At 60.6% G+C, this 23,020-nt stretch carries 21 protein-coding genes; 3 read left to right on the forward strand and 18 right to left on the reverse strand.

Translation table 11 applies throughout. The features are described from left to right. Nucleotides 1–64: 64 nt before the first annotated feature. The 15 genes from E0502_RS07810 to E0502_RS15405 form a co-directional block, all read right to left on the reverse strand. Nucleotides 65–2,590 carry a DUF305 domain-containing protein gene (locus E0502_RS07810; RefSeq protein WP_137677332.1) on the reverse strand — a complete coding sequence of 842 codons (2,526 nt, stop codon included), beginning with the start codon at nt 2,588–2,590 and terminating at the stop codon, nt 65–67. A 149-nt stretch (nt 2,591–2,739) separates the two neighbouring features. After that, complete coding sequence (locus E0502_RS07815) at nt 2,740–3,393, reverse strand: hypothetical protein (RefSeq protein WP_137677333.1); 654 nt, start codon at nt 3,391–3,393, stop codon at nt 2,740–2,742. After that, on the reverse strand, nt 3,393–3,893 hold the full coding sequence (locus E0502_RS07820; RefSeq protein ID WP_137677334.1) for a hypothetical protein: 501 nt from the start codon (nt 3,891–3,893) through the stop codon (nt 3,393–3,395). The genes E0502_RS07815 and E0502_RS07820 overlap by 1 nt, the downstream gene beginning before the upstream one ends. A gap of 6 nt (nt 3,894–3,899) precedes the next feature. After that, the gene (locus E0502_RS07825) at nt 3,900–4,436 is read right to left on the reverse strand and encodes a hypothetical protein (protein ID WP_240048908.1); all 537 of its coding nucleotides are present in this window, start codon (nt 4,434–4,436) and stop codon (nt 3,900–3,902) included. Between the two features lie 40 nt (nt 4,437–4,476). Continuing rightward, nucleotides 4,477–5,010 carry a hypothetical protein gene (locus tag E0502_RS07830; RefSeq protein WP_240048909.1) on the reverse strand — a complete coding sequence of 178 codons (534 nt, stop codon included), beginning with the start codon at nt 5,008–5,010 and terminating at the stop codon, nt 4,477–4,479. A 49-nt stretch (nt 5,011–5,059) separates the two neighbouring features. Further along, on the reverse strand, nt 5,060–5,227 hold the full coding sequence (locus E0502_RS15095) for a hypothetical protein (RefSeq protein WP_161593730.1): 168 nt from the start codon (nt 5,225–5,227) through the stop codon (nt 5,060–5,062). A gap of 405 nt (nt 5,228–5,632) precedes the next feature. Beyond that, nucleotides 5,633–6,007 carry a 50S ribosomal protein L7/L12 gene (gene rplL, locus E0502_RS07840; protein ID WP_137677336.1) on the reverse strand — a complete coding sequence of 125 codons (375 nt, stop codon included), beginning with the start codon at nt 6,005–6,007 and terminating at the stop codon, nt 5,633–5,635. Between the two features lie 78 nt (nt 6,008–6,085). Beyond that, nucleotides 6,086–6,601 (reverse strand): 50S ribosomal protein L10, encoded by a 516-nt coding sequence (gene rplJ / locus E0502_RS07845; RefSeq protein ID WP_137677337.1) that lies wholly within the window; start codon nt 6,599–6,601, stop codon nt 6,086–6,088. 285 nt (nt 6,602–6,886) lie between these two features. Then, nucleotides 6,887–7,615, reverse strand: coding sequence for a tryptophan-rich sensory protein (locus E0502_RS07850; protein ID WP_137677338.1), 729 nt, complete (start codon nt 7,613–7,615; stop codon nt 6,887–6,889). 133 nt (nt 7,616–7,748) lie between these two features. After that, nucleotides 7,749–8,027 carry a hypothetical protein gene (locus E0502_RS07855; RefSeq protein WP_137677339.1) on the reverse strand — a complete coding sequence of 93 codons (279 nt, stop codon included), beginning with the start codon at nt 8,025–8,027 and terminating at the stop codon, nt 7,749–7,751. Nucleotides 8,028–8,155: 128 nt separating this feature from the next. Beyond that, the gene (locus E0502_RS07860) at nt 8,156–8,410 is read right to left on the reverse strand and encodes a hypothetical protein (RefSeq protein WP_137677340.1); all 255 of its coding nucleotides are present in this window, start codon (nt 8,408–8,410) and stop codon (nt 8,156–8,158) included. Between the two features lie 164 nt (nt 8,411–8,574). Further along, the gene (locus E0502_RS07865) at nt 8,575–8,841 is read right to left on the reverse strand and encodes a hypothetical protein (RefSeq protein ID WP_137677341.1); all 267 of its coding nucleotides are present in this window, start codon (nt 8,839–8,841) and stop codon (nt 8,575–8,577) included. Nucleotides 8,842–8,899: 58 nt separating this feature from the next. Further along, nucleotides 8,900–9,133: a helix-turn-helix domain-containing protein gene (locus E0502_RS07870; RefSeq protein WP_137677342.1), complete on the reverse strand. Its 234-nt coding sequence runs from the start codon at nt 9,131–9,133 to the stop codon at nt 8,900–8,902. Continuing rightward, the gene (locus E0502_RS07875; protein WP_137677343.1) at nt 9,133–9,684 is read right to left on the reverse strand and encodes a DUF2975 domain-containing protein; all 552 of its coding nucleotides are present in this window, start codon (nt 9,682–9,684) and stop codon (nt 9,133–9,135) included. Before E0502_RS07875 ends, E0502_RS07870 begins: the two co-directional genes overlap by 1 nt. 26 nt (nt 9,685–9,710) lie before the next feature. Further along, the gene (locus E0502_RS15405; protein WP_275668354.1) at nt 9,711–9,839 is read right to left on the reverse strand and encodes a hypothetical protein; all 129 of its coding nucleotides are present in this window, start codon (nt 9,837–9,839) and stop codon (nt 9,711–9,713) included. A 181-nt stretch (nt 9,840–10,020) separates the two neighbouring features. On the opposite strand from E0502_RS15405, the gene E0502_RS07880 reads away from it, so the two are divergent. Continuing rightward, nucleotides 10,021–10,752, forward strand: coding sequence for a DUF4956 domain-containing protein (locus E0502_RS07880; RefSeq protein WP_137677344.1), 732 nt, complete (start codon nt 10,021–10,023; stop codon nt 10,750–10,752). Nucleotides 10,753–10,773: 21 nt separating this feature from the next. On the opposite strand, the gene E0502_RS07885 is transcribed toward E0502_RS07880, so the two are convergent. From E0502_RS07885 to E0502_RS07895, 3 genes are read right to left on the reverse strand one after another with little or no spacing between them, the layout of a single operon-like run. After that, the gene (locus E0502_RS07885) at nt 10,774–11,820 is read right to left on the reverse strand and encodes a hypothetical protein (RefSeq protein WP_137677345.1); all 1,047 of its coding nucleotides are present in this window, start codon (nt 11,818–11,820) and stop codon (nt 10,774–10,776) included. Further along, nucleotides 11,817–12,908, reverse strand: a complete 1,092-nt coding sequence (locus tag E0502_RS07890; protein WP_137677346.1) for a metallophosphoesterase — start codon at nt 12,906–12,908, stop codon at nt 11,817–11,819. The genes E0502_RS07885 and E0502_RS07890 overlap by 4 nt, the downstream gene beginning before the upstream one ends. 3 nt (nt 12,909–12,911) lie before the next feature. Then, the gene (locus E0502_RS07895; RefSeq protein ID WP_161593731.1) at nt 12,912–13,943 is read right to left on the reverse strand and encodes a 50S ribosomal protein L11 methyltransferase; all 1,032 of its coding nucleotides are present in this window, start codon (nt 13,941–13,943) and stop codon (nt 12,912–12,914) included. 331 nt (nt 13,944–14,274) lie between these two features. Here E0502_RS07895 and rpoB point away from each other — a divergent pair, with 331 nt between their 5' ends. Then, nucleotides 14,275–18,477: a DNA-directed RNA polymerase subunit beta gene (rpoB, locus tag E0502_RS07900; RefSeq protein WP_137677348.1), complete on the forward strand. Its 4,203-nt coding sequence runs from the start codon at nt 14,275–14,277 to the stop codon at nt 18,475–18,477. Nucleotides 18,478–18,547: 70 nt separating this feature from the next. Then, nucleotides 18,548–22,840 (forward strand): DNA-directed RNA polymerase subunit beta', encoded by a 4,293-nt coding sequence (gene rpoC, locus E0502_RS07905; protein ID WP_137677349.1) that lies wholly within the window; start codon nt 18,548–18,550, stop codon nt 22,838–22,840. Nucleotides 22,841–23,020: the final 180 nt, after the last annotated feature.

Consider the following 23,020-nt stretch of genomic DNA (forward strand, 5'->3'; position numbering starts at 1 on the left):
GGCGGCGCGGTCGCGGCGCTTTGTCAGGCGCCGCGACTATCACGCAACACGGCTGAAGCCGGGTTTATCCTCCCTTGCGCAGATTGCTCGCAATCCCGCGCATGGTGTCGGCCAGCTTGCGCACCAGGGGTTCACCTTCGGACAAGGCGTCAGCCAGCTGTTCCAGCTCCGGAGCTGCGCTGGCGTCACCCTGATCGGCTGCATCGAGCGCAGCGTAGTACGGGGCGAGCGCGCTCTCATCCATGGGCTCGATCCGCTGCATCTGGTCGATATAGGCGCGCGCCACGACCGGCTCATCGGGCCAGGTGACCGGGTTTTGCTGCTGCGGATTGAACGTTTCGCCCTGGCTTGCAAGCTTGGCAGCGGCGATTTCGTTCTCAGTCAGGAATTCGCCCGGCGCGAGTTCGAGGACGTCGAGGCCGCGGGCAATCTCCGTGCCGTAAATTCGGCCGTTGTACCAGTAGACCGACCAGAAGCCGCCCACCACCATTTGGTCCTTGTTGATCGGACCACGGTCGAAATAGGCAATTTCATAGGGGTTCGCGCTGTCAGTGAAATCCATCAGCGAGATACCGCCCTGATACCACGCCTGAACGAAGATATCGCGGCCCGGCACCGGTACGATCGAACCATTGTGCGCAACGCAATTTTCCATTTCGGTCTGCGCGCCCGGCAGCTTGTAGAGGCTGCGCGGGACCAGCTCGCCATCGACGATGTCGTAGATTGCATCCGCACCCCAGTCTTTCGGGTCGTAGGTCTTGCACCGCGGGCGGCCGCCACCACCCCATTCGTCCGTGAAAATGACCTTTGTGCCGTCATTGTTGAAGGTGGCCGAGTGCCAGTAGGCAAAGCCCTTGTCGGTGGCGTCGTCGATCCGCTTGGGCGCGCGCGGGTCGGAAATGTCGAGCACGATGCCGTTGCCCGAACAGGCACCGGCGGCAATGGCCTTGGACGGGAAGATGGTGATGTCATGACACTGGTCGGTGCGCGAAGTGCGCTGCGTGCCGTCGCCGTGGTCGCCGCCGTCCCACAATCCGTTGATCTTGCCGTCATCCGCAAAGACGCGCGGCGAGTCGATGATCCGCGATGCGGCGGGATTGGCTTTGGGGATTTCGATTACATCGATGCTGAACAGCGACGATCCGCGCTCCCCTGCGCCGTAGAGCGTGCAGCCGGCAAGCTCTTCTTCGTCGCGCACGCCGCCAGTGCCCGAATTGTAGACCAGAATGCTGCTCGCGTCCTCGGCCACCACTGAATGGGTGTGCGAGCCGCGGCAGGTCTGCACTTGTCCGACCTGGCGGGGGCTGCGCTGATTGGAAATGTCGAAAATCCGCAAGCCGCGGAAGCGGTCTTCGCTCACGTCTTCGTCGATGCCCTGCAGGCCGCAGTCGACCCGCCCGCGGGTTTGCTCGACCGACATGATCAGCAGGTCGCCGACGATGGAGACATCGCCCTGGCCGCCCGGGCAGACGACCGAGCTGACCAGCTGGGGCATCTGATTGCCGGAGATATTGTAGATGTTGAAACCGTGGTAATTGCCAACCACCAGCGTGTCGCCGCTAAAGGCCATGTCGGTGTTGGCGAAATCGAGCAGCGAGCCGCGTTCGCTCAACGCCGTCTTGGAGTTGCCTGCCGGATCGCGCTCTTCCCCCTCGCGGGCGGCCTCTTCCAGCGTCGATAGCGCGGTTCGCAAAGCGGCCAGCGCCTTTTGTGTGCTGTCCTCTTCTTCTTTCTCGGCGCTTACCTTCTCTGCGGCAGCATCCTGCTTTGCGATGGGGCTGCTCTTGGCTGCTTCGAGGCGCAGGCCGGCGGGGTTTTCCGGATCGAAGAAACCGGCCGGTTTGGGCAGGCTGCCGATCAGCGCCAGCCCCTTGATCGCGCTTTCAGCATCACGGAAACCGGCTGCCAGCTTGGTGCGCGGATCTTCGGACAAGCCTTCGAGCAGGGTGTTCATCCGGTCGATTTCAGAATTCTGGTCGCTGCGCACATCGGTGACGAAGCGGTACATCACCGGGTCGTATGCGGTGCCCTGTTGGCCAAACAGATCGTTGACCATATCCAGTGCACCCTTGTGATGCGCGATCATCAATGTGAGGAACAGCCGGTCGAAATCGGTGCCGGACGCGGCGGACAGCATCGCCATCTGTTCGGGGGTCGCCATGCCGGACATGCCGGACATGCCGGCATGCATCGACGCGACACTGTGGCCCATCCCGGCATGCGCTGCCGGGTCGGCGGGCGTGGCTCCGCGATCGCGCAGCCACTGCTGCATGAAGGCGATCTCGTCATCCTGGCTCGCGGCAATCTTGCCCGAGATGGCGACCAGATCTTCATTGTTGGTGCGGTCCTTGACCAGCGCGACCATCTCGCTCGCCTGGTAATGATGGGGGATCATGGCCTGCATGAAATCGATATCGGCCTGGACGAACCGCGCCCCGGCGATCTTGACCGCTTCATCGGCAGCGATCCGCTTGGCGGCCTGCCCCGGCGCACCCGGCTGCACGATCGGCGCATCCTGGGCGGCGGCCGGAGCGGCTGCGAAAAGCGATGCGGACGCAACGGTGGCGAGAAGATGGAATTTGTTCGGCATTGTAATCAGTCCCCTGCGTTCTTGCGCGATGGCATAGCCAAAGCCGCGGGCAAAGGAAGCACGCAAATGCACGATATCTGCGAACCGCTTATTGCGGGAGACGAATGTCTCGCAAAAGCGCGGCAGCACCTACTGCGATTGAGGAGAACTTATTCCGACTGGCCGCCAAGCTTGTCGAACGAGATTTCCATCTCGTGCAGCGGACCGCTTTTCTCCGGAGGGTTGGTCGCGGACGGCAGCACGAAGGCCGCGCCTTCCTTGCTATCGGCCACGCCGACCTGCAGCTTCATCCTGCCGCCGCTCAGGCTCAGGCCGGTCGCGCCACTTTCAACCCGCAGTATCAGGTCGTCGATCAGCGTGCCGAGCTTCTCTGCGCTGACCACTTCCGACTTGTCCTCGGCCGCGCCGATTTGCTTCTTCAGCTGATCGACTTCTTCGGCCAGCTTGTCCGCTCTGGCCGACGCGGCTTGCAGATCCTTTTCCGCTTGTTCCGCGCGTTCGGCCGCTCGCTTCGCTCCGGTGTTCGCGTGATTGGCTGCCAGTACCAGTGCCTTGCGTTCTTCCTTGAGGTTCTCGAAATTTTCCGAAAGCTTGCGGTTCTCTTCGATCAGGGCCTGGACCTGCTTCGAGTGGCCCAGCAGTTCCTTCTTTGCCCCATCCAGCTCCGCTTTCTGAAGATCGCGTTCTTTGCTGAGCTTTTCGACCTGGCCTTTGAGCGCGCGCGCACCATCCTGCAGCGCCTTGACCTTCGACAGGGCTGTCTGCAGCTTCTTCGCCTGGGGTGATGGATTGGGGGCAGGCACTAGCTGTCCCTTTCCACCATGAATTCGCGCACAGGCCGGCCTTCATCGGTCAGCATTTCGACGCGGAAACGGTCCGGACCCGCCGCGAAAGTGCGGAATTCAACATCGCCGAGGATGCGCTTGAGGCGTTTGACCTCGGGCTTCTTGTTGAGCTTTTCGATGAGCGGGCCGGACACGTCTTCATTGACCACCGCGTCAGCCGCCTTGGCCTTGTCAGCCAGGCGGACTTCCGATGTGAGCGCGGCGAAGCGCAAGGATATGGTCGACAGAGCGGACGCTTCGACCGTGCCCTTGCGGATCATGTCGGGAGAAATGGTGTGGAGCTGGACGCTGCCGCCTTTTGGCGTTGACGCGGCAACTTTCAGCTCCAGCGTGGCATCGGCGATCGCCATGACACGCGGAGCTTCTTCGATCCCGGCGGTAAGCCCGGTCTGCGCATCTGCAATGGATTTGCCGATCGCAGCACCGAGTTCGCCAATTGTGAGACCTTCATCCGGCATCGCGGATCAACCCCCTTCGTTTTCAGTCGTGCGAAGCGGACCAATCCGCACCGGCCGCGGCACCGGCACCATGGTGGCGGTCAGTTTCGAAGTCGACCGCATATCGCGGTTGAACGCCCGGTCGGTCTTGATATCCTGCGTCCCGGCGAACAAACCGACCCGCCGCTTCTCCTTTGTGGTGCTATCCACGCTTTCCACGATATGCAGATCCATCGTTGCTTCGACCGTTGCGCTGGAGAACTGATAGAAGGTCGGTTCCACCCCCAGTTCCAGCAGCGATACCTCGCGCGCTTTGCCCTGCTTGTAGGTGACATTGCCGTCCCTATCGATCACCTCCGTCACTTGCGGGACGATCTCGACCGTCGTCTCAGCCAGTTCCTTGGTCATTTCCGCCGATGTGCGGTCGAGAGCCAGCTGCGCGTCGGCAACCCCTTCCGCCATCATGCGGACCAGGTCGGCAAAGCTGACGATATCGGTCGGGCGCTGCGGCACATTGGCTTTGGCCAGCGCCGGGCGAAAGACCGCGCGCGTGAGTTCAGGCATCTTCGTTTCTCCCTAGACCAATTCAGTCGGGCCTTCGTCCTCAGCCGCCCGGTGCGGGTGCCGGAGTGCGATTGTCGACCCGGTTGATCTGCGGGAAGATGCGCGGCGGCGGCGGCACAGGCACCATGCGCGTGATCAGCCGGCTAGTGCCGTGGACTTCCTTGCCGAACTTGCGGTTGTGTTCCACGTCGATCGCGATCGACGCGCTCCACATGGCGAAACCGGCCTTGGCTTTCACGCCCACTTTCACATTGGTCTCGGTCGCGGTGGTTGTCTTGATGTCCATCGAGACTTCGATCGTGGCTTCCGCGAACTGGTAGAACGTCGGGTTCAGTCCGACCTGAAGCAGCGACATTTCGATTTCGTCGGCGGCGACATATTCGACCGTCCCGTCTGCCTTGATCGTTTCCGTGATCGCCGGGATGACCTCGATCGTGGTATCAGCGAGAGCCTTGGCTGTTTCAACCGAGTTTTCGTCGAGCGCTCGCTGTGCGTCCGCAATGCCGAAGGCCAGCTTCGCCACCATATCCGGCAGCGGTACGTCCAGCAGTTCCTGCCCTACACTTTGTCCCATACATTCCTCCTCCAACAGAGTTTACGGTCGCGCGGGGTGCGCGTGCGCATCAGCGCGATGCCTGGTGTCGCCGCTTCGCAATCGCCACGAATTGGGCGAAGCGTTCGCTGTCGATGTTTATCGGCCCTGCCGTTTCGATCGCCGGATGCGAATTGAGCAGGCGCAGTGCGGAAAACTGCCCAACGGCAAGAACTGTCCGATTGCCCAGCCGGGTCACGACTTTGGCGTCGACGGACCGGACTGCCGTGTCAGGAGCGCCGGATTTTCCGGCAACCAAGAAGAGTGATTGAGGGGGATCGGCTACGTCGATCCGCGCCGAGAAATTCCGAGCTATTTGCGAAGAAATTCGCAATGCACTTCCTCCCCAATATTGCGACTCGAATATCACTTACTGTAGGGTGGAGTCAATAAATCATCATGTATTGGTAAATGGTGTGGTAATCAGAACGCAATGAAATTGTTCTGCTTTCGCAACATTCGGCCATCCGCAGTTACCGGACGAATGACAAAGAAAAGGGCGGCACCTTGCGGTACCGCCCTCCTGTCCGCAGGCGCTTCAAGACACCCACGAAATTCAAGCAAAGGCTTACTTGAGCGAGCTCAAGCGATCCCTTGAACTCAATTACTTGAGTTCAACGGTACCGCCGGCTGCTTCGATCTTGCCCTTGATTTCTTCGGCTTCTGCCTTGTTGACGCCTTCCTTGACTGCCTTCGGTGCGCCTTCGACAAGTGCCTTGGCTTCGCCGAGGCCGAGCCCGGTAATGGCGCGCACTTCCTTGATCACCTGGATCTTCTTGCCACCGTCGCCGGTAAGAATGACGTCGAATTCGTCCTTCTCTTCTACGGCTTCAGCAGCGCCGCCAGCGGCGGGGCCAGCAACGGCAACAGCAGCAGCGGCGCTAACGCCCCACTCTTCTTCCAGTGCCTTGGCAAGGTCAGCCGCCTCGAGGACGGTCAGCTTCGAAAGTTCTTCAACAAGCTTGGCGATATCGGCCATGATGTTTCACTCCAAAAAATAATCGGCGGGGCGGATTGATGATGCCCCAATTGAATGTCTGCGTTTGCTCTGAACCGCTTACGCTGCTTCTTTGGCGCCATAGGCACCGAAGACGCGAGCGAGCTTGTTGGCCGGTTCGCTGACGACCCGGGCGATTTTCGTCGCCGGTGCGTTGACGAGGCCAATGATCGTGCCGCGAAGCTCGTCGAGGCTCGGCATGGAGGCGAGTGCCTTCACTCCTGCTTCGTCGAGCATCTGCCCGCCCATCGAGCCGCCGACAATTTCAAGTTTGTCGTTCGACTTGGCGAATTCCACTGCAGCCTTTGCCGCCGCGACCGGATCTTCGGAATAACCGAGAGCGATCGGGCCGGAGAGAAGCTCTTCGAGCCCCTCATACTGAGTGTCCTTCAGGGCGAGCGTGGCAAGACGGTTCTTCGCAACCTTGTAGGACGCACCAACTTCACGCATTTTTCCGCGCAGATCCGTCGACTGAGCGACGGTCAGGCCGAGGTTGCGGGTCACTACGACCACGCCCGCCTCGTTGAAAACAGCGTTGAGCTGGGCGACCGCTTCGGTTTTCTGCGAACGATCCATGCCATACTCCTTCACATATGATCGCCCGGGATGGCTCCCGAACGACCGGCTCATATTTGCCCATGCCGCAGATCGACACAGACGAGTCCGTTGATGGGGAAGGAGGTGCGCGTTCGGTTCGAAGCGAGCCGCGCGGTGGAGATACCATGGGGGTACCGCCGAATAATCTCTGTCCCCGTCTAGGCTGGAAATTAAGACCGGCAAATCCCGGTCACCAACTGTCTCGGACGGATGACCGTCGGACGTGAGTCTTCCGGTCGGCGGCGCAAATAGCCGATCTGATGATCAAGTCAAGGCGGTGCGGGCCAGTTCGTCAGGTGGATCCTTGCGCGTTGCGATGACCCAGCTCACCGCGCTGAGCACTGCCGCGAGCCAGCCGACGACCAACGCGTCCACCACCAGCATGACCCATTTCAGCGCGTCGCCCGCAGCCAACATCGCACCGATGCTGAGGGCATAATGCAGCGCCATCAGCGGCAGCGGAGCGAGCAGGCCGAAGGCGACCGCCCACGGCAATTGGCGCCACATTTGCGCGGCCGAGGCTTGCGGTGTGATCAGCACGCCGAGCGGTGCCGCCACCACAAAACGCACCAGCAGCGGCGACAACACCAGAAAAAACAGGAAAAACCCGATCATGAAGCCCGCGGATGCGGGCAGGGCGAACAAGGATATATACGACAGCAAGGCTTGCAGCGCGAACACGATTGCGAACAGCTTGAGCGGCCGGGATTCGAGGCGGCGGGCATATGCGGCATCGCCATTGCTAGCAAAGAAGCGGATAGCGCTATAGCCGATCAGCGAGATCGCGAGCGTCTTGACGAAGCCGAAGGCCATCCGCTGCGGATCGCTCTCCGCAGCCTGTGCGCCTTCGAGGCCGTTATACATGCCGGCCTGCATTTCGGCGATGTGCTGCGCCAGTTCCGCGATGACCGGGATCAACGCGATAAGCGGGCAAGCGAGCAGGAATGCCCAGCTTTCACGATGAACGAATTTGAACCCTTGCAGGAAAGTCATGCGCGCCCCTTTGCTGCGGCATGGCTGCGTCGTGCCTGCCAGAAATGCAAGAGACCCCGCGGCCCATCCTGTGGATCGCGGGGTCTCCGTAAACTGCGCGGCGAGCGGGCGCCCGCATCACCGAACTTGTGATTTACATTTCGTCAGCCTTGTCTTCGAGCGCTTCTGCCTTCTGCTTCAATTCGTCGGAGCGCTGCTCGTACTCGGCCTCTGCGACGCCGGTTGCCGCATCGGCTTTCTCTTCAGCGAGGTCAGCCTGCGCTTCCGCCAGTTCAGCCTGCTCGTCGACGACTTCACCTGCAGCTTCGTTGATGTCATCCTGCATTTCGCCGGCCTCTTCTGCCGGACCATCGCATGCAGCGAGTGAGAGCGCGAAAGCGGCCGGAATGGCGATTGACGCAAATTTCTTCATTGTATTTCCCCTGTGATATTCACACTCGAAATGGGCGAAGCCGCCGAATGTTCCGCTTTTCCGGCAAGAAAAAAGGCCCGCCACATTGCGTGACGGACCTTTTTCTCAAACGTTCGAAAACGTACCGATTACATTTCGTCGGCTTTGTCTTCCATGGCTTCAGCTTTCTCTTCCATGGCTGCGGCACCGGCTTCATTGCCAGCGGCTTCCATGGCATCGGCTTCCGCATCGGCTGCTTCGGCCTGCTCGTCGAGAACTTCGCCGGCGGCTTCTTCAGTTACTTCCGCTACGTCAGCCTGCTCTTCTGCGGCTTCTTCGGCGGGCGAGTTGCAGGCGGCCATCGCGAAAGCGACGGGCAGAATGGCAATTGCGAACTTCTTCATGTGGTATCCCCTTTTCGGAAAAAAATTTCCGCCGCGCATCAAGCTTCAACTGGGAAAGGAGTCAATCGATTCCGCGCGGGCGAGCAAATCTTTCAACAAGAAAGGGCCCGCCACGACAGCGGACCCTCTCTCTAACTTTACGACTATGTCGGAATGCGGAACGCTTATTGAGCGCCTGCTGCTTCTTCCATTTCGTCGCCAGCTTCTTCCAGAGCTTCGTTGCCGGTGGCTTCGCCTTGCGCTTCCATGGCTTCGCCCTTGGCGTTCATGGCGTCATCCGCATCTTCGCCGGCTTCTTCCATCGGGCCATCACCGAGAACGGGATCATTGCCCATGGCTTCGTCCATTTCTTCCCCTGCTTCTTCATTCGGGCCTTCGCAGGCTGCAATGGTGAAAGCGAACGGGATCATGGCAAGTGCAAGTTTCTTCATGTGGAATTCCTCCTGTTGGATTGAAAAGCAATCCCTCGCTCGCCGATTGGTTCCGCAATTAGTTTTCGAAAGCGAGCAGGTCGCCCGGCTGGCAATCGAGTTCGCGGCAGATCGCCTCCAGCGTCGAAAAACGGATCGCCTTGGCCTTGCCGGTTTTCAGGATCGACAAATTGGCGAGGGTGAGGCCGACCCGTTCGGCCAGCTCGGTCAGCGTCATGCGCCGCTCGTGCAGCAGGTCGTCCAGTTTGACCATGATCCGTGTTCCTTGTTCGCTTGTTGTTGCAGGTGCCATCAGACGGTTCCTTCCAGATCTTCGCGCATCGCGGCGCCGTGGCGGAAGACACGGGCGAGGATGAACAGGACAAGGATGAGCAGCAGCCCGCCGCCTGCAAAATCGACATCCGCGTTGAAGTGAACATCTTCGCCAAGATCGCCCGCGACGCCCGCAATCCAGGTCGCGATGCCGCCGACAATCAATGCGAGGACATTGCCTGCCACAGCGACCCAGCCCATCCGGTTCAGACGCCTGGCGTTTTCTGGCACGAAGGGATCGCCCTCGCCGACAGTGCCGATTATCTTCCACAGAAGGGAGAGAAAATGGACCAGCAGACCAAGCAAGCCGGTTACTCCGAGCAGCAGCAGGCTCAGGATCCAGAAAAAGGTGGCGGGGACGGGCCCTTTGCCTTCGGCGACCATTTCTGCGGCAATCGTACCCTGGAAAATCGGGATGGCTACAGCGCCTAGCAAAACGAAGAACGCGGCAAAGGCGCACACGCCCATGACGAAAGCGAGGACGACCTTGGCGGCGAGAAGCAGCGGATCGTTCGAGCGGGATTCGGACATTATCGGTTTCCTTTCAGTCCGGCGGATCAGGCTAGGGCGGGCATGGCGAAAGTGGCCGCTTCGGCTGCCGGTACGGTGATGACCGGAGCCCAGGTGGCGATGACGATGAAGACGGCTGCGAAAGCGGCCAGCGAGTTGTGTGCGAAACGTGTCATTATCGATCTCCTTGATGTTCAATATCGATAATCAATAAGGGCGATTCGATTTATTGTCAAACGATAATATCGAAAAACAATATGCCCTTGATTGTTTAGCAATATTTTCGCTGGCATCGGAGATGGGTCGGTCGACGCAAGCGGCTGGACCCCCGCGGGATTGTCCCATAGATGCTGGCCAATGGCGGCTCATGCCGCATCGGAGGGGACACCGCAGATGATCGTGCGCCGGCTATTTGTCCGACTTACGCTGTTCTACGCATTGGTCACCGGGCTGGTGTTCGGTGCGGTCACGCTCAACCCGGCGTTGGTCGATTTCCTTCCGATTGGCGGTGCGCAGACACTGCTCAGTGGCCCGGTGTCCGACCCGCTGAGCAGTGTGCGGATCGATGCCACCCGGGTGGCCAACCTCGGCAGCTCGATCCTGTGGCTGTTCATCGCGGTATCTGGCGCATTGTTAACCACCATTCCGGTCACCTGGACCTACATCGCCAGCCGTGCGCGGAAGGAATATGATCAGGCGCTGGTCGAGACCATGATCGTCCTGCCCATTGCGGTCACATCCATCGTGGTGATGGTGCACAATTCGCTCGCGCTGGCGTTTTCGCTGGCGGGCATTGTTGGCGGCGTACGGTTCCGCAATACGCTCAAGAGCTCGGGCGATGCGATCTACATCCTGCTCGCCATCGCGATCGGGCTTGCTGCCGGTATCGGGGCGCTGGAGATCGCGCTGGTGATGACCGTCATGTTCAATTACGCGTTCACGACCCTGTGGGTAGCGGATTACGGCGCGCTGATTGGCGGGCATCGCTACATGCGCGCGCACGACGCGGAATCGGTTGCTGCCGAGGATCATGAGAAAGACCCGGCAAAAGCATCGGACCCGCACGAGCAATCGGGCGAGGGTCGTTGACCTAAGCTTACGATTTCGAGCCTATTCCCGGCACCTGCCGAGCAGGCGGCTTTCGATTCGATCGGCCGTCGCAACATCCTCGAAAAAGCTGCCGAGATACCGTAGCAGCGTGTCGCGGGTCCGCGTCTGCAACCCGGGGATGGCGCGCAACTCGGCCTCCATGGCCGGCCGCGCTGCACGAAATGCCTCGACCTGCTGAGGGATCAGCGCGTTGAAGCTGCAAAAGCCGCGATAAACGCGCGTTTTTACCGTGCGGATCCGGAACTGCGGATTGACGTAGGCATAGGGCGCATCGACCCAGCCGGAGTTGTCGAAATCATAGGGGACGGGTGTGAGGTCGTTCGCTGCATCCTTTGCGGCACCAAGCAGTTTGGTGTTGTGGCAGCAGTCGGCCGGATCGGGTCCGCGGATCATCGCCCAGTCGGTGTTGCCGATCATGTACTGGAAGAGGGCAAAGCGTGCGGCATCTTGCTGGTCGAGCGTGCCTAGAGGGATATTGCCACTATCGGCTTCCTTACGCCCGACGCGCCGCGCGGCGTCATCGGCATCCTCGATCAGGAAGCCCCATTTGGCATCCATCATCTGTTCGTCATCGACATAGCTCACCCGTACCAGCCGGGTTTTCAGACTGTCCGGCGTGATCGCGGCGTAAAGCCGGTAAGCGGCATATTCGCGCAGCGTTTGCTGCTCTGCACTGGCACCGTCATTGCAGTGGGTCACCAGCTTGATCCGGTTCTGGCGATGGAACAGCGAAGCTTCGCCCGGCTTGGTTTCAAGGTCGAGCATCAGCGGCGGGAATTTGCATTTTTCCCGCTGACGCCGCGAGATTCCGCGAGCGGACAGCGCGATGGTGTGAGTCTCGCCTGCAGCGGAAAGCGTCCCCGGTTCGGGCGCGGTCGACCTCTCCGCCGAACGAACGATAGAGCGCAGCGGCCCGGAAATCGTCAGGTCCAGAGGAGCGTCGTCAGCGAACAGCGCCGTTGTCTTATCCTCTTTGGCAAGGGCGACTGTCGGCGCGCTCAAGGCAAGCAAGGCCGAAATGCCGAGCAAGACCAGCCAGCGGATCATGGGCTGATCACCGGCTTGGCATCGTCAAGCGCAGTGGCCGACCATTGCCCGTCCTTTGCCATCCGGTGCGCCAGTGCCTTGCCGCCGATCAATTCGAGATAGCTTGGCGGGCCGCCATAATGCGCAGAAATACCGGTGTCGGCGCGGATCAGCCGGCCATCATGCGAAGCCGCGATACCTCCTATCGATGGCGTATGCCCGACCACCAGTCGCCGCGCCCCGTGATAGGCCAGTATCTGCGCCAGCTCGTCATCGACGGACACTCGTCCGCTATCGCCTTCTCCCCGCATCACATGGCCGCGATACCACAACGGGCCCAGCGGATCTTCCAGGATGGTGCGATCGATCTCATTGCCCGGCGCCAGCGCGGCAGCAATTTGCGCGTTGAGCATTTCCACCGGCACCAGTCCGCGTTCAGCACTCAGGCCGCCATGCACAAACAGCACGCCGCCCAGCTTGACCACGGCGGGGCGGCTCGCAGACCATTGACCCAGTTCGCCGCCGGGGGACCACTTGGCCCGATGCTCAATCGCGCCAAGCGGCGTTTCGGCATACCATCGATCCTTTGCTTCATCCGCGCCAACCGGCGGATTGCGCGATGCATAATATGCTTCGATCGCCGTTCGGTTTTCCCGCCACGCCCGGCCGCGCCGATAGGCCGATCGATTGTCAGCAAAGGCAGCGTATTCACCCGGATGGACGTAGCGCAGATCGCCGGACACATTCATCGCTTCGTGATTGCCCAGCAAGACAATCACTTGGCCGCCGCTCTGTGGTGCTGCGGTTTCAAGCTCTTGCAAGTGCCGAATGATCTTGAGCGAGTCGGGTCCGCGATCGGTAATGTCGCCCAGCTGCACCAGCGCCGTATCGCCGCCGGTCCAATTGCCATCCTCGTCGATCAGGCCTGCCGCCCGGGCGATGCGTTGCCACGCTTCAAAGTCGCCGTGCAGGTCGCCGATGGCCACGATCCGGCGCGGCTCTTCCTGTGCGATAGCGGTGGCCGGGACCGCCAGACAAAGCGCAGCGGCGACTGCGGCGAACGTCAGGCGAATCAAAGCGGCCAGCCTCTTGATCCGCGCGCTGCTCACGACTCAGGCTTCCCAGTGCATGACATGTTCGTCGCAATACCAGTTTTTCACCCGAATGGCTTCACCCGCCTGGCTGCCGCGCCGGGTGATCGGCGTCAGCCGGTTGAGCCAGCTGATTTCATCCTCCGACCCGGGCCCGTTCGCATAGATCACGTCGGGCAGGAAACGCAGTTCGATCCACTGTGCGATGGCGCTGATCTCGCCGCCGCTGCTGATCAGCTCCACTGCGGAATCGGCGCTCAGTGCGGGGTCCGCCTGTGCGGTCCAGCGATAGCCGAACGCGGACTGTGGCTCGCTCCGCAAGTGGAGGCGGGGGTTGTTGCAGCGGATTGTCTGCACCAGCGGGAAATGCCGCGCGAATGGCGACAGATCGAGCCCTTCGACATCGGCCAGCGGCGGGTCGATATCCGGGTGGCTGGCGAGCGCGATTTCGATGCTCGCGTGTTCGGGGATGAAGATTGCATCAGCGGTGCACAATTCGGCCCGCGCATGGGCCAGAGCGGTCAACACGCCTTCGCTCAATAGATTGTCGGAGAAGATTTCCGAAATCACGCAATCGACTCCGCCGCTCAGATCGCGCCCCCGTTCGAGCTGGAATGACGGGCGGTCGATGACTGTGATCCGGTCGGCAAATCCGTTGCGGGCGATGATCTCGCGCGCCGTCGCGGCAAGGCGCGGGTCCTGTTCGCAGGCGATCACCGACGCGGCGCCCGCGCGCGCGGCCATCATTGCCAGCAGTCCTGACCCGGTACCGATATCGAGTACCCGGCGGCCCGGGACCAGCGCTTCGATCGCGGTGCGATAGGCCCGGTTGCGCCGCGCGTCCTCCAGCATCTTGGCGTGGAAACGCGGCACCCGGTGGGTTTCGAGGATGCGGCAGACCTGTTCGATGCGCGGATCGCCAGTGTTCGCAGCGCGGGCGCGTTCGACCAGTTGCAAGGCCATCGCCCGCCCGCGCTCGGCCAGCAGTTCGCTGCCGCGCTGCAACAGCTGCGCTGGATCGTTCAGTGTCGTATGTGCCGCCCTGTCAGTCATTTCGGCGTCATGGCAAATCGCTGCGCGCAATGCCACCACCGAAATTGTAGAGCGAATTTGCCATTCCACCATTTGACATGGCCGGGGGCAAATCCTACATGGCGCGCAATCGCTCGCTTCGAGCAAGGCTGATTCAAGCGCGGGAATCGGCCTCAGGATGGAAGCGGCGTTTCCATATTCGCGACGCAGCAAGCTGCAGCAACACCGCAGGAGCGGTGCCTTTTTGCTGCGGCTTTTTCCGCGTCCCGGACATGGTGTCCCACCGCGCAGGACAACAATTTCATATCGGCCGACGCGCGGCCGATCTCAATATAAAGAGGCTTACCCTCCTATGGCGACCAAGGCGAAGAAAACGAAGTCGGCTCTGAAGACTTCGGGAACCGCGAAAAAGCGCATCCGGAAGATTTTCGGCGACATCCACGAAGTGGTAGAGATGCCGAACCTGATCGAAGTCCAGCGTGAGAGCTACGAACAGTTCCTCCGCTCCGACCCTTCGATTGATTATGTTTCAGGTCTCGAAAAGACGCTTCGCAGCGTGTTCCCGATTCGCGATTTCGCCGGCACTGCCGAGCTTGATTTCGTCCATTACGAACTAGAGCCGCCGAAATACGACACGACCGAATGCCGCCAGCGCGGCATCACTTACGCGGCACCGATGAAGGTCACGCTGCGCCTGATCGTGTTCGAAGTCGACCAGGAAACCGAAACCCGCAGCGTGCTCGATATCAAGGAGCAGGACGTGTACATGGGCGACATGCCGCTCATGACCGGGAACGGCACGTTCATCATCAACGGTACCGAACGCGTTATCGTGTCGCAGATGCACCGTTCGCCGGGTGTGCTGTTCGACCATGACCGCGGCAAGACCCATTCCTCGGGCAAGCTTCTCTTTGCTGCCCGCGTGATTCCGTATCGCGGCTCGTGGCTCGATTTCGAGTTCGACGCGAAAGACATCGTGAATGTGCGGATCGACCGCAAGCGCAAGATGCCGGTTACATCGCTGCTCTACGCCCTCGGCCTCGACAGCGAAGGCATTCTCGATCACTTTTACGAAGCTGTTACCTGGGACCGCGTCTCGGGCAAGAAGGGTGACGGCTGGAAAATGCCGTTCAATCCCGAGCAGTGGCGCAACCAGAAGCCGGCGTTCCCGCTGGTCGATGCGAAGACCGGTGAAGAAGTTTTCGCAGCCAATCAGAAGATCTCGCCGCGCGCCGCCAACAAGGCTGCGAAAGACGGTCTTGCCAATTTGCTGATCCCGACCGAGGAAATCTTCGGCCGCTATTCAGCCCGCGACCTGATCGACGAAAAGACCGGCCGGATTTACATCGAAGCCGGTGACGAAGTTTCGCCAGACAATCTTGAAGTGATGGACGCTGCCGGGGTCGACAAGCTCGAATTGCTCGACATCGACCACGTCACCACCGGCCCATGGATCCGCAACACGCTGGCGGTCGACAAGGCGGAGAACCGTGACGAAGGCCTGGAGGCGATCTACAAGGTCATGCGTCCGGGTGAACCGCCGACCAAGGAAACGGCGGAAGCGCTGTTTGAAGGCCTGTTCTTCGATGGCGAACGTTACGACCTTTCCGCCGTTGGCCGTGTGAAGCTCAACATGCGTCTTGAACTCGACGCTGAAGACACAGTGACCACACTGCGCAAGGAAGACATCCTCGCCGTGGTCAAGGAAATGGTCGATCTGAAGGACGGCAAGGGCGAGGTCGACGATATCGACAACCTCGGCAACCGCCGTGTCCGTTCGGTTGGCGAGCTGCTCGAGAACCAGTACCGCGTCGGCCTGCTGCGCATGGAGCGCGCCGTCAAGGAACGCATGAGCAGCGTCGATGTGTCGACCGTGATGCCGAACGATCTGATCAATGCGAAGCCGGCGGTTGCCGCCGTGCGCGAGTTCTTCGGTTCTTCGCAGCTGTCGCAGTTCATGGACCAGACCAACCCGCTGTCCGAAGTGACGCACAAACGCCGCGTTTCAGCGCTCGGCCCAGGTGGTCTCACGCGTGAGCGCGCAGGCTTCGAAGTGCGCGATGTTCACCCGACCCACTATGGCCGAATCTGCCCGATTGAGACGCCGGAAGGCCCGAACATCGGTCTGATCAACAGCCTCGCGTCGTTTAGCCGGGTCAACAAATACGGCTTCATTGAAACGCCCTATCGCCAGGTAAAGGACGGCAAGGTTACTGCCGATGTCGTTTATCTGTCTGCGATGGAAGAGCAGAAGAACGCCGTTGCGCAGGCTTCCGCCGAGCTTAACAAGGACGGTTCGTTCGTCGAGGAAATGGTTTCGGCTCGTCAGGAAGGCGAGTTCGTGATGCTTCCGCGCGAACAGATCACTTTGATGGATGTTTCGCCCAAACAGCTGGTTTCCGTCGCGGCTTCGCTGATCCCGTTCCTGGAGAACGATGACGCCAACCGCGCGCTGATGGGCTCCAACATGCAACGTCAGGCCGTGCCGCTGGTGAAAGCCGAAGCACCGTTTGTCGGTACCGGGATGGAAGAAACGGTTGCCCGCGATTCGGGTGCGGCAATTTCCGCCACCCGCGGCGGCGTGGTCGATCAGGTCGATGCGACCCGTATCGTCATCCGTGCGATCGGCGATGTCGAAGCCGGTCAGTCCGGCGTCGATATCTACCGTCTGCAGAAGTTCCAGCGCTCGAACCAGAACACCTGCATCAACCAGCGTCCGCTGGTGAAGGTGAACGACATCGTCGAGCCGGGCGACATCATCGCCGATGGTCCGTCGACCGATCTGGGCGAGCTGGCACTGGGCAAGAACAGCCTCGTCGCCTTCATGCCGTGGAACGGTTACAACTACGAAGATTCGATCCTGATCTCCGAACGCATCGTGAAAGACGACGTGTTCACGTCGATCCATATCGAAGAATTCGAAGTGATGGCGCGTGACACCAAGCTCGGCCCGGAAGACATCACCCGCGACATCCCGAACGTCGGCGAGGAAGCCCTGCGCAACCTCGACGAAGCGGGCATCGTCTACATCGGCGCCGAAGTGCACCCGGGCGATATTCTGGCGGGCAAGATCACGCCGAAGGGTGAAAGCCCGATGACGCCGGAGGAAAAACTGCTCCGTGCGATCTTCGGCGAAAAGGCCAGCGATGTGCGCGACACGTCGCTTCGCCTGCCGCCAGGTGTGGCCGGAACCGTGGTCGAAGTACGCGTGTTCAACCGCCACGGGATCGAGATCGACGACCGTACCCGGGCCATCCAGAACGAGGAAATCGAACGCCTCAAGAAGGATAGCCAGGACGAGCGTTCGATTCTCAACCGTGCGACGTACAACCGCCTGCGCGACATGCTCACCGGCCAGACCGCTTCTGCGGCTCCGAAGGGCGTGAAGAAAGGCTCTGAGATCACCGACGAAGTGCTCGACGGTGTGGACAAGCACGAGTGGTTCAAATTCGCGGTCGCTGAAGACAGCCGTCAGGCGCAGATCGAAGCGGTCAAGAGCCAGTACGACGAGAGCGTCAAGTTCATCGACGACAAGTTTGCCGACCGTAAGGAAAAGCTCGAACGCGGTGACGAACTCGCCCCGGGCGTGCTCAAGATGGTCAAGGTCTTCGTGGCGGTGAAGCGCAAGCTTCAGCCGGGCGACAAGATGGCTGGCCGCCACGGCAACAAGGGTGTCATTTCGCGCATCCTGCCGGCCGAAGACATGCCGTTCCTCGAAGACGGTACGCCGGTCGATATCGTGCTCAACCCGCTGGGCGTGCCCTCGCGCATGAACGTCGGGCAAATCTTCGAAACGCATCTGGGCATGGCTGCCCGCGGCCTCGGCCAGCAGGTCACTGCCGCGCTTGAAGAGTGGAAAGCGGCCAATCCGAATGCCGCCGAAGACTATGCCGGCGCGAAACCGCCGTCTGCCGTGGTCGACAAGCTGAAGGAAGTTTACGGCGAACAGTATCACGAGGAAATCGAGGCACGCAGCACCGAGGAAGTCGTCGAACTGGCCGGAAACCTGCGCATGGGCGTTCCGATGGGCACGCCGGTGTTCGACGGCGCGCGCGAAGGCGACGTGACCATTCAGCTTGAAAAGGCCGGGCTCGATGCTTCGGGCCAGGTTGTCTTGCATGACGGGCGCACCGGTGAAGCCTTCGACCGCAAGGTCACCGTGGGCTACATCTACATGCTCAAACTGCACCATCTGGTCGACGACAAGATCCATGCCCGTTCGATCGGGCCGTACTCGCTCGTCACCCAGCAGCCACTGGGCGGTAAGGCGCAGTTCGGCGGCCAGCGCTTCGGCGAGATGGAGGTCTGGGCGCTCCAGGCCTACGGCGCCGCTTACACGCTGCAGGAAATGCTCACCGTGAAATCGGACGATGTTGTCGGACGAACCAAGGTCTACGAAGCGATCGTCAAAGGCGACGACACCTTCGAGGCCGGCATTCCGGAGAGCTTCAACGTGCTCGTGAAGGAAATGCGCAGCCTCGGCCTGAATGTCGAATTGACCTCGCTGGATAATGGCGAGGACGATGACGGCGCAATGCAGATCGCGGCGGAATAGGGGGACCAAGGTTTTTAACCTTCCCTCCACCGCTTCCGCCCCGAGAAATTCACCCGACAGGGAATAAGTCATGAACGAACTGACCAAATTCACCAACCAGCTGGCCAAGCCGGAAACCTTCGACCAGATCCAGATCGGGATCGCCTCGCCAGAGCGCATCCGTTCGTGGTCGTTCGGCGAGATCAAGAAGCCGGAAACCATCAACTACCGCACGTTCAAGCCCGAACGTGACGGCCTGTTCTGCGCCCGCATCTTCGGTCCGGTGAAGGACTACGAATGCCTGTGCGGCAAGTACAAGCGGATGAAGTACAAGGGCGTCGTGTGCGAAAAATGCGGCGTCGAAGTGACTGTGACCAAGGTCCGCCGTGAGCGGATGGGCCACATCGAACTGGCCGCACCGGTTGCACACATCTGGTTCCTCAAGTCGCTGCCTTCGCGCATCGGCCTGTTGCTCGACATGCAGCTCAAGCAGCTTGAGCGCGTGCTCTACTTCGAAAGCTACATCGTCGTCGAACCCGGTCTGACTCCGCTGGAGAAGTACCAGCTGATGACCGAAGACGAACTGCTCGAAGCGCAGGATGAATATGGTGAAGACGCGTTCTCCGCCGGCATCGGTGCGGAAGCGGTCAAGATCATGCTGATGGATCTCGATCTCGAGCAAGAGCGTGACGATCTGATGGAAGAGCTGGCGACGACCAAGTCCAAGCTCAAGCCGGCCAAGATCATCAAGCGTCTGAAAGTGGTCGAAAGCTTCATCGATTCAGGCAACCGCCCGGAATGGATGATCCTCGAAGTCGTGCCGGTCATTCCGCCCGAACTGCGCCCGCTTGTCCCGCTCGACGGCGGCCGTTTCGCGACGTCCGATCTCAACGATCTCTATCGCCGCGTGATCAACCGCAACAACCGCCTCAAGCGCCTGATCGAGCTGCGCGCGCCGGACATCATCGTCCGCAACGAAAAGCGCATGCTGCAGGAATCGGTCGATGCGCTGTTCGACAACGGTCGCCGCGGCCGGGTCATCACCGGTGCCAACAAGCGTCCGCTCAAATCGCTGTCCGACATGCTCAAGGGCAAGCAGGGCCGTTTCCGCCAGAACCTTCTGGGCAAGCGCGTCGACTATTCGGGCCGTTCGGTCATCGTAACCGGTCCGGAACTCAAGCTGCACCAGTGCGGCCTGCCGAAGAAGATGGCGCTCGAACTGTTCAAGCCGTTCATTTACGCCCGCCTCGACGCCAAGGGTCTGTCGATGACTCTGAAGCAGGCGAAGAAGTGGGTCGAGAAAGAACGCAAGGAAGTCTGGGACATCCTCGACGAAGTGATCCGCGAGCACCCGGTTCTGCTGAACCGTGCGCCGACGCTTCACCGTCTTGGCATCCAGGCGTTCGAGCCCGTGCTGATCGAAGGCAAGGCAATCCAGCTTCACCCGCTGGTCTGTTCCGCCTTCAACGCCGACTTCGACGGTGACCAGATGGCGGTCCACGTGCCGCTTTCGCTGGAAGCCCAGCTCGAAGCGCGCGTGCTGATGATGTCGACCAACAACATCCTCTCGCCCGCCAACGGCAAGCCGATCATCGTTCCTTCGCAGGACATGGTCCTTGGTCTCTACTATCTTTCGATGGAGCGTCAGGAGACGACTCCGGAATTCATCGAAGAGAAGGACGGCACGAAGATCGAGAAGCTGCCGCGTTTCTCCGGCATGGCTGAAGTGCACCAGGCGCTTGAGACCAAATCGGTCACCCTGCACACGAAAGTCATCGCCCGCGTCCCGCAGGCCGATGAAAAGGGCAAGGTATCGCTGCAGCGTTTCGTCACCACGCCGGGCCGCATGCTGATCGGTGAATGCCTGCCGAAGAACCACAAGGTTCCGTTCGACATCATCAATCGCCTGCTGACCAAGAAGGACATCGGCGATGTGATCGACGAAGTGTACCGCCACACCGGCCAGAAGGACACGGTGCTGTTCGCTGACGCGATCATGGCGCTGGGCTTCCGGCACGCGTTCAAGGCGGGCATCTCGTTCGGCAAGGACGACATGATCATCCCGCACGAGAAGGACAAGCTGGTCGACGATACGAAGGCGCTGGTCTCGGATTACGAGCAGCAGTATCAAGACGGTCTCATCACGCAGCAGGAAAAATACAACAAGGTGATCGACGCGTGGAGCCGTTGCGGCGACACCGTGGCCGAAGCCATGATGGAGAAGATTCGCAGCCAGCCGATCGACAAGGACGGCAAGGAAGCGCAGATCAACTCGATCTACATGATGAGCCACTCCGGCGCGCGTGGTAGCCCCGCACAGATGAAGCAGCTTGCCGGTATGCGCGGCCTGATGGCCAAGCCGTCGGGTGAAATCATCGAGCAGCCGATCATCTCGAACTTCAAGGAAGGTCTGACCGTTCTTGAATACTTCAACTCGACTCACGGTGCCCGTAAAGGTCTCGCCGACACCGCGCTCAAGACGGCGAACTCGGGTTATCTGACCCGCCGCCTGGTCGATGTGTCGCAGGACTGCGTGATCGTGCAGGAAAACTGCAAGACCGAAAACGCGCTCGAAATGCGCGCCATCGTGCAGGGCGGTAGTGTTATCGCCTCGCTCGGTGAGCGTATCCTCGGCCGCACCACCGCCGAAGACCTCGTCAACGCCAAGACCGATGAAGTCATCGTCAAGGCCGGTACGCTGGTCGACGAAGCGATGGTCAAGGAAATCGAAGCCGCCGAAGTCCAGTCCGCGAAGATCCGTTCGCCGCTGGTATGCGAAGCGGAACAGGGCGTTTGCGCGACCTGTTACGGCCGTGACCTTGCGCGCGGTACGCCGGTCAATATCGGTGAAGCTGTCGGCGTCATCGCCGCACAGTCGATCGGTGAGCCGGGCACTCAGCTGACGATGCGGACCTTCCACATCGGCGGCGCGGCGCAGCTCAACGAAACCAGCCATCTGGAATCGATCTCGGACGGCAAGATCGAATATCGCGATATGCCGACCATCACCGACAAGAAGGGCCGCATCCTCTCGCTCGCTCGCAACGGCGAAATCGCTGTGATCGACACCGAGGGCCGCGAACGTGAAATGCACAAGGTGCCTTACGGTACCGTGCTCATGTTCAAGGACGGTGCGAAGGTGAAGGAAGGGGACCGGCTCGCTGAATGGGATCCGTTCTCACTGCCGATCATCACTGAACAGTCGGGCGTGGTGAAATTCCAGGACCTGATCGACGGCACGACCATGGAAGAACGCGTCGACGATGCCACCGGTATCGCTCAGCGTGTAGTGACCGAGACGAAGACCACTGGCCGCAAGGCGAAAGAGGAACTGCGTCCGCGGCTTACTCTGTGGCTCGACGCTGGCGACGAGAGCGAAGCTGCACGCTACACGCTTGCACCGGGTACCTCGCTGTCGGTCGATGACGGTCAGGAAGTCCAGGCGGGTGACATTCTCGCCCGTGCCTCGCGTGAAGCGGCCAAGAACCGTGACATCACCGGCGGTCTGCCGCGGGTTGCCGAATTGTTCGAAGCGCGCATGCCCAAGGATGTGTCGGTCATTGCCAAGATTTCCGGCAAGATCGAATTCGTTCGCGAATACAAGGCCAAGCGCAAGATCGCGATCGTGCCGGAGGAAGGCGAAGCAGTCGAGTATCTGATCCCCAAGACCAAGGTGATCGACGTGCAGGAAGGCGACTTCGTGAAGAAGGGGGATACCCTGATTTCCGGCTCGCCCAACCCGCATGACATTCTGGAAGTGCTCGGCGTGGAAGCGCTGGCGGAATATCTCGTCGACGAGATCCAGGAAGTCTACCGACTGCAGGGCGTGAAGATCAACGACAAGCACATCGAGACGATCGTTCGTCAGATGCTGCAGAAGGTCGAGATCACCGATGGCGGCGACACCGTGCTGCTGCCGGGCGAACAGGTCGACATGGAAGAAATGAAGGAAGCCAACGCCAAGTTGACCCGGTCGAAAAAGCCGGCTCAGGGCAAGCCGATCCTGCTCGGGATCACCAAGGCGAGCCTGCAGACGCGTTCCTTCATCTCGGCTGCGTCGTTCCAGGAAACGACCCGCGTTCTCACTCAGGCTTCGGTCGAGGGTAAGAAAGACACGCTGGTCGGCCTGAAGGAAAACGTGATCGTGGGCCGTCTCATCCCCGCCGGTACCGGCGCGGGCATGAACCGGATGCGCGTCACCGCCTCCAGCCGCGACGCTGCCTTGCGCGCTGCGTGGAAGAAACAGCAAACCGCGCTTGAAGCAGCCAATGCCAAGGAAGCCGAGCCAGAGCCCGATGCGCCGATGAGTGAAGAGGCGATGAAGGCGGCCATGGGTGTCGCAGTTGACGCTCCGGCAACCGAAGAGGGCGCAAGCGAGGAATAATCGCTTAGCCTGCCTCAACAGGCAGCCAGAAAAGACCCCGCCGGAGTTCGCGCTCCGGCGGGGTTTTCTTTTGCAGGGAGTTTGGCGGAGGCAAAGAATAACCCCGCCGGAGAGTTGGAGGCTCCGGCGGGGTTATTGCGACACCGAAGGGAAGTTGGGAGGTCCTTCGGCTGAGTGGCT

Origin of the sequence: Parerythrobacter lutipelagi (genome assembly GCF_005434975.1) — a bacterium.
Classification (GTDB): domain Bacteria; phylum Pseudomonadota; class Alphaproteobacteria; order Sphingomonadales; family Sphingomonadaceae; genus Parerythrobacter_A; species Parerythrobacter_A lutipelagi.

Coding starts and splice junctions, on each gene's coding strand:
- E0502_RS07895 (WP_161593731.1), bottom strand. CDS start 13,943: ATGACTGACAGGGCGGCACATACGACACTGAACGATCCAGCGCAGCTG.
- E0502_RS07820 (WP_137677334.1), bottom strand. CDS start 3,893: ATGCCGGATGAAGGTCTCACAATTGGCGAACTCGGTGCTGCGATCGGC.
- E0502_RS07875 (WP_137677343.1), bottom strand. CDS start 9,684: ATGTCCGAATCCCGCTCGAACGATCCGCTGCTTCTCGCCGCCAAGGTC.
- E0502_RS07870 (WP_137677342.1), bottom strand. CDS start 9,133: ATGGCACCTGCAACAACAAGCGAACAAGGAACACGGATCATGGTCAAA.
- rplJ (WP_137677337.1), bottom strand. CDS start 6,601: ATGGATCGTTCGCAGAAAACCGAAGCGGTCGCCCAGCTCAACGCTGTT.
- rpoB (WP_137677348.1), top strand. CDS start 14,275: ATGGCGACCAAGGCGAAGAAAACGAAGTCGGCTCTGAAGACTTCGGGA.
- E0502_RS07880 (WP_137677344.1), top strand. CDS start 10,021: ATGGCGGCTCATGCCGCATCGGAGGGGACACCGCAGATGATCGTGCGC.
- E0502_RS07855 (WP_137677339.1), bottom strand. CDS start 8,027: ATGAAGAAATTTGCGTCAATCGCCATTCCGGCCGCTTTCGCGCTCTCA.
- E0502_RS07810 (WP_137677332.1), bottom strand. CDS start 2,590: ATGCCGAACAAATTCCATCTTCTCGCCACCGTTGCGTCCGCATCGCTT.
- E0502_RS07830 (WP_240048909.1), bottom strand. CDS start 5,010: ATGGGACAAAGTGTAGGGCAGGAACTGCTGGACGTACCGCTGCCGGAT.
- E0502_RS07860 (WP_137677340.1), bottom strand. CDS start 8,410: ATGAAGAAGTTCGCAATTGCCATTCTGCCCGTCGCTTTCGCGATGGCC.
- E0502_RS07865 (WP_137677341.1), bottom strand. CDS start 8,841: ATGAAGAAACTTGCACTTGCCATGATCCCGTTCGCTTTCACCATTGCA.
- E0502_RS07850 (WP_137677338.1), bottom strand. CDS start 7,615: ATGACTTTCCTGCAAGGGTTCAAATTCGTTCATCGTGAAAGCTGGGCA.
- E0502_RS07825 (WP_240048908.1), bottom strand. CDS start 4,436: ATGCCTGAACTCACGCGCGCGGTCTTTCGCCCGGCGCTGGCCAAAGCC.
- rplL (WP_137677336.1), bottom strand. CDS start 6,007: ATGGCCGATATCGCCAAGCTTGTTGAAGAACTTTCGAAGCTGACCGTC.
- rpoC (WP_137677349.1), top strand. CDS start 18,548: ATGAACGAACTGACCAAATTCACCAACCAGCTGGCCAAGCCGGAAACC.
- E0502_RS07885 (WP_137677345.1), bottom strand. CDS start 11,820: ATGATCCGCTGGCTGGTCTTGCTCGGCATTTCGGCCTTGCTTGCCTTG.
- E0502_RS15405 (WP_275668354.1), bottom strand. CDS start 9,839: ATGACACGTTTCGCACACAACTCGCTGGCCGCTTTCGCAGCCGTCTTC.